General features: G+C 42.2%; 7 protein-coding genes. All 7 read right to left on the bottom strand.

Annotated features, from left to right (window positions below):
• Positions 1-29: 29 nt before the first annotated feature.
• The 7 genes from I8U18_RS17355 to I8U18_RS17385 all read right to left on the bottom strand — a co-directional run bounded on the left by I8U18_RS17355 (position 30) and on the right by I8U18_RS17385 (position 4,784).
• A complete protein-coding gene (locus I8U18_RS17355) occupies positions 30-512 on the bottom strand; it encodes a hypothetical protein (RefSeq protein ID WP_198056609.1) in 483 nt (160 codons plus the stop codon).
• Positions 513-708: 196 nt separating this feature from the next.
• Positions 709-1,167 carry a hypothetical protein gene (locus tag I8U18_RS17360; protein WP_033100340.1) on the bottom strand — a complete coding sequence of 153 codons (459 nt, stop codon included), beginning with the start codon at positions 1,165-1,167 and terminating at the stop codon, positions 709-711.
• Positions 1,168-1,177: 10 nt separating this feature from the next.
• Positions 1,178-2,494, bottom strand: coding sequence for an HNH endonuclease (locus I8U18_RS18420; RefSeq protein ID WP_198056608.1), 1,317 nt, complete (start codon positions 2,492-2,494; stop codon positions 1,178-1,180).
• On the bottom strand, positions 2,469-2,939 hold the full coding sequence (locus tag I8U18_RS17370; RefSeq protein ID WP_152568506.1) for a hypothetical protein: 471 nt from the start codon (positions 2,937-2,939) through the stop codon (positions 2,469-2,471). Before I8U18_RS17370 ends, I8U18_RS18420 begins: the two co-directional genes overlap by 26 nt.
• 432 nt (positions 2,940-3,371) lie before the next feature.
• The gene (locus I8U18_RS17375) at positions 3,372-3,545 is read right to left on the bottom strand and encodes an AbrB/MazE/SpoVT family DNA-binding domain-containing protein (protein ID WP_160173823.1); all 174 of its coding nucleotides are present in this window, start codon (positions 3,543-3,545) and stop codon (positions 3,372-3,374) included.
• Between the two features lie 192 nt (positions 3,546-3,737).
• Positions 3,738-4,136, bottom strand: a complete 399-nt coding sequence (gene ssb / locus I8U18_RS17380; protein WP_198056607.1) for a single-stranded DNA-binding protein — start codon at positions 4,134-4,136, stop codon at positions 3,738-3,740.
• A 348-nt stretch (positions 4,137-4,484) separates the two neighbouring features.
• Positions 4,485-4,784 (bottom strand): hypothetical protein, encoded by a 300-nt coding sequence (locus tag I8U18_RS17385; protein ID WP_198056606.1) that lies wholly within the window; start codon positions 4,782-4,784, stop codon positions 4,485-4,487.
• Positions 4,785-5,421 lie beyond the last annotated feature (637 nt).

Genomic DNA, 5,421 nt, shown 5'->3' on the forward strand with positions numbered 1-5,421 from the left:
GAGTGGAGTTTACGGGGAACCTTCAAAGGCTAAATGAGGCACCGGGGTGGGTCAATTTTAAACCGGCTGAAGTGGGTCAATTTAATCCCGGCGTTGACATTTATCTTGAAATCCTCCTCTTCCCCTCGCCAACCCAGCAAATGCGCTAAGGAAACAATCAACTCCGTATTTTGGCTGATCAAGGCTGAATATAAATCGCCATAATGATTGGCAGTCCCTTTGAAACAGGTTTCCCCCTTTTCATAGCGAGGATGGCTTGGAACGTTCAACGGTTCAGCGAGAATATACAATTCAAAGTATCTTCCAGCCTTGTATAATTGTTGTTTATAGCCGATTACATCATTCTCCAATATTAATTTTTTTATCGCAGTGGTATAACACAGAAAGGAGAGATAATCTAACGTCCCCCAATTACCTACGGAATTTTCAGCTAAATCTTCTACCTCAAACTGATATGCATCTTCATTTTCACAAACGACATCTTTAAACCACTGTCTAACATCCTGAGACATATCATTTCCTCCTATCAGGCCATACTTATGAAGTTTTTGATAGTATCAGAGCGAATTGGACACCATTTTGAGACACTTAAAAATGTTCCCCTTAGTACATGAAAAAACGCCAAAACCGCTATTTCAATGAAGCGATTCGGCGCTTTGGTTTGAGGTGTATAACATCTAGGTTAATATAGATTGTCTAAAATCCTTCTTATTCTTCTACCCATTGTTTCGTTTTCATGTTAAAACGCTTCCCACCATCATGGAATTGCAGGTAGCAGGGAACAGGAAATGAATCTCCCCCTGCTTCTAAAAACCGATCCGAAAACCACTCGTACAAATATTTTTCAGCGTATTCGTCAAATTCTTCGATTTCATCATCATCAAGTTCATTTGGATCGAAGTAACGAACGGAAGAGAAGCTAAACTCTAGATCTTGTAACTTGGTCTCATAAATTGGATGATTCGATGAATCGATGGAAATCGAGTGGGACCCTTTCATGGGTATTGGACGTATTCCATAGAATCCCTCATATCCTTCTACAAGAAATAAGATCCATTGTGTATCAGGATGATAAGGGAATTGAAGTACTTCATGCAAACGTTCAATTGTTCCATCTTTTTCTTCGTTATAACTCTTTTCAATTGCTTGTTTCCATTCTTGACTCATTTCTTCCCTCCTAACGATTGTCCTTTCCACCACCCCATAATGATCTTCCACCCGTATGGGGTTGTCCTAACTGATGAACCTTTTGATCAACTAGTTGTATTTCACCAGGAGTCTCTGTATGATGCCAAACAAAGCCAATTGGGGTTACTCCTTCTTTAATATCTTGAATATTAGCATCAAGGAACTTTTGCTTCAAGGCAGGATCACTTTCAATTTTTTTCGTAAGGTCTGGCAACCCTTTTGCATCTTTTAGTTCGTCAATGTCGTTTTCAGTAAGCTCCTTTTTTAATGCAGGAAAGTGATTAAAAAAAGCGTTCAACTTTTGTTTACCAGGTCCATTCCCGTTCCCATATTTTATTGCATTGATCATTCCGTCATTGATATTTTGTTTAAGTTTGGGATCCACCTGAATCTTGTTATACACTTCTTTATTCAACTTCCTAAATTGAACTCTATCTCCCTTATACCAATCAGCTTTTTCTAATTTACCATCATACACAGTCCACTTTCTAAAATCCGGAAAACCATCTTTTGATATCGGGATTTGAACAGGTTTTCCGTTAATCATGACAGGCTTATCAGGAAATTCTTTTCCATAATATTTCGGATCAACAGAAACAAATTCTTTTTTATTTCCTTCAATTTCATAAATATACTTTTGTCCATTTTCTTCAACTATCTCTTTAAAGTTGGGGCTAATGGTATCGGGTGGCATTCTCTTTCTTGACTTTTTCGCACTGCCTACACCTGTATCTGGAGAATGAAAACAGTTGGGAAACTGTATAGCAGCAAAATAACCGCGAGTTGGCTGCTTGTAAGAAAAACATTTTTCCGCACTTTTAAAAGCCGATTTGACTTCAAATTTCTCAGCGGATACCGTGATTTTGTTAAACGCTTGGACTACAGCTTCCGGATCAAGGGCAAGAAAACCAGTAGTGATGCTTGCTACGGTGATAACCGAAGCAGCGACTTTGTGGCTGAGAATCCCTTTCCACACTGAGGAAAAAGTGCCTTTCACTTTGGAAACAGCCTGCGGGAAGCGGAGTTTTTGCAATCCTTCTTGGAGTCGGCTGATCCCTTGACCGACACGACCCATTTGCCCTATTTTGGATGCTTTGCTCGCCTTGGAAACTTTGCTCAGCATGGCTGCTTTGCTCAGTTTGCCTAGTTTATCTACCCCTTTTGCTCCGACAAGGGAACCCACCACATAACCTTGCCATTCCGCCCTGCTGCTGGCGTCTCCATGGATGACATCTCGTTTAAACGACTCAGAAATAGTTCGCCAGATGGCCTTTCCAGTTTCAACAGGGTGCAAGATAGATCGCACTGACAATCCCTTTTATCGTTTCGATGGGATGAACGATCATGTAGCCAATCCCCTTGACTGTATCCCACAGGCCTCTCAATATCCCGACTTTAAAACTTATTCTTACAATCAAAGTCGTGAGGATTAATGCCAAGATCCCGTCCAGCCAATCCCCCTGCTTGGCTTTTTCCCATTCACGGTCGGCTGTTTGTTTCAGCCAATTCCAGCCGCTGGAGACCTTTTCCTTTGTCCAATTCACTGCTTTCGCGATCGGCTCGGGAACCCAGTCCCATGAGCCATCTACTTTCTGTGGCTCCGGCCCTTGTTGAACTTTTTCAAAATGATCATTCACATGAGGAACATCAAAGCTGCCCCCACTGGCAAAAACTTGACCACCTCCCAACATACCAAAGCCAACCAAGGTCAAAAGAAAGACGATTACGAATCGATAAAAATATTGATTCATCTCTCCCATTACGGAATATTCATGATCCGTAATGGATTCACCCCTCTCTACCAAAAAGGATTGGATATAGGAGCAAAAAAGACAGACTCGACCTTGGGTCAACTCTGTCCAATAAAAAATGTTGAAACAGTGACTTGGCTTTTAAGCATTTGAAACCAATTATCGCGAAAATTGATTCATTTAAAATAATAAATAAATATACCAGTTTATTTGTAATATGATTCATTTTATTTTTGTCTAAAGAAGTAATTTTTAAGATTATAATATCAACCCAGTATGTTAGGAAATCTGAAGTTTTTGGACGCAATCCGTGAACTTTTTTCGCTAATCGTCTAAACTAATTGGACACCATTTTGAGACACATGAAAATGTGAGGATAAGGGATAGGAAGGAAAACGAAAAGGCAGCCCCTTTTTTCGGCTGCCCTTCACCTCATTCATTGATCAGCTTGGCCAATTTCCTTTCATCCACTTTGGTGATGATGAGTTTGTTGTCTTGGCAGGTGATCAGCACCTGATCCCCCGCTTGTAACCCCATCTGATCCCGATACTCTTTTGGAATCATGACATTTCCGATTCCCGTCACTTTTCTGATTTTCATGGTCATTGTAATTCCTCCTGTCATCCTTTGATCTCTTCTTCAAAAAATAGCCCATTCCATCACTTCCTCTGCCACTTGCTTGGCCATCTGGTGATAAAAAGTCAACGCTCCGGCTTGAATGGCTTTCTGTGCGTTCATGTTGTTCTCTCCTTTATGGTTAAAAAGAGTCCCCCGGGTACTGAGGGACCCGTCAGTCTGTCAAAAAGGCAAATCTGCATCAGAGATATCAATGGGGTTTTCCGCAAAAGGATCTTTGGAACCTGTTCCCTCACGAGAACCCTTCGGCTCCAGGAACTGAACACTCTCGGCCACGACATCCGTCGTATAGACCGTACGCCCTTCCTGATTCTCGTATTTCCCGGTCTGTAAACGGCCATCCACACCAACCAGAGAACCTTTTTTGAGATAGTTGGCGCAGTTTTCGGCCAACTTCCGCCAAGTGACGATATTGATGAAATCCGCTTCCCGTTCGCCGTTTTGGTTCGTGAAGTTGCGATTGACCGCAATGCTGAATCTCGCTACAGCCACACCGCTCGACGTATACCGAAGCTCCGGATCACGAGTGAGACGACCAACAAGAACGACGCTATTGATCATGAACCTGTCCCCTTTACATTTAATTTGTTATGTTTTTATTTAACTTGCAAGTCTATTATAGCAATTTATTTTTTATATGTAAATATAAACATGAATATTTTATCTTTTTATTTAACAAAAATCTCCCGCCTGTAATGGCAGGGGCAGCGATCAAGAAACTTCCTCCAGCTAACGTTCCATTTCCAAGATGTGCTCCATTGTTGTCCTCCTGTTTGTCATGGTGTATCATGGAGGACAGAGGGGAACCGCCATTCCTCTCTGTCCAATCAATCTCAACCTCGGGATAAGGAGAATCGGCGATAAGTCGATTCTCTTTTGTATTTTTGGGCCAAGTCCGGATGCTCCATTTCAAAGGCTTTGGCATCGAATCGAGTCGTCTTCACGTTTTTCCACCGGACTTGATACGTTCCGATGTACCCCTTTTCGTCGAAGGGCCAGCCGGGGATTTGATTTCTTCTTCAAGGGCTTGTCCAGCTTGTGTGCGGCGAATTTCTTGATCTCCTCCAACATGTCTACTGATGGATACTCCACCATCAGCTTCCGGAGATACTGCAAATCCTTCACGTACTGAACCGGGTAATTCTCGATCTGCTCCAGTTCATACAGCATCCGACGCTCTTCCTTGCTGGCCATTTGTTCATCCAGCATCCGCCTCACTTCTTCCCTTGGCAGATGCCGTTCATTTGGAAGTTTGGAGCCATTGGCTGCGCCGTTGGTTGGGGTAAGTCCGAGATACGTGTAAAATATACAGTTTCGGATAGAAAAAACCAGAAAAAAGCCGTTCCTATACTAGGAATCGGCTTTATTTCAATTTGGGCTATTTATAAATAATAAGCCTTATCGGACATTAGAGGTGATAGATCTATGCATAAAAAAGCATGTTTGGCCCGATCCGATCAAGAAGCCATCCTGTGCCGCGGCTGACGTTGAAGGAAACCCCGTTGGCGGCGTGCAGTAGGATGCCCGCGGGGACATCGTCGCTCCTCCTCGCCCACTGCTACTAGGATAACCGGTAGTCGATCTCCTTGACCGCCTCCCCCATGAAAAGAATACTATAACGCAATACATGAGAAAATGCTCTAATACGCTTTAATAAACAATAAATTTACCTTATAATAAAAATAATATGAATTTTATTAATCGCAAATAGGAGTTAGTTAAGTCCGTATAATTGTGTAAAAATGGCAGCTGCGAAAAATAATTGAGCCATGGTGAAATTCCTCGGTTAGAATAGTAGTTGGCAAACATTCCCAAACAAGGAGGGTTTCACAATGGCTCAATACCA

The sequence above is a fragment of the Thermoactinomyces sp. CICC 10522 genome, from assembly GCF_016055075.1.
GTDB lineage: Bacteria > Bacillota > Bacilli > Thermoactinomycetales > Thermoactinomycetaceae > Thermoactinomyces_A > Thermoactinomyces_A daqus.

Bases quoted from the DNA above. Each gene is read 5' to 3' on its own strand.
- I8U18_RS17355 (WP_198056609.1), bottom strand. From the start codon at position 512: ATGTCTCAGGATGTTAGACAGTGGTTTAAAGATGTCGTTTGTGAAAAT.
- I8U18_RS17360 (WP_033100340.1), bottom strand. From the start codon at position 1,167: ATGAGTCAAGAATGGAAACAAGCAATTGAAAAGAGTTATAACGAAGAA.
- I8U18_RS17370 (WP_152568506.1), bottom strand. From the start codon at position 2,939: ATGAATCAATATTTTTATCGATTCGTAATCGTCTTTCTTTTGACCTTG.
- I8U18_RS17375 (WP_160173823.1), bottom strand. From the start codon at position 3,545: ATGACCATGAAAATCAGAAAAGTGACGGGAATCGGAAATGTCATGATT.
- ssb (WP_198056607.1), bottom strand. From the start codon at position 4,136: ATGATCAATAGCGTCGTTCTTGTTGGTCGTCTCACTCGTGATCCGGAG.
- I8U18_RS17385 (WP_198056606.1), bottom strand. From the start codon at position 4,784: ATGCTGGATGAACAAATGGCCAGCAAGGAAGAGCGTCGGATGCTGTAT.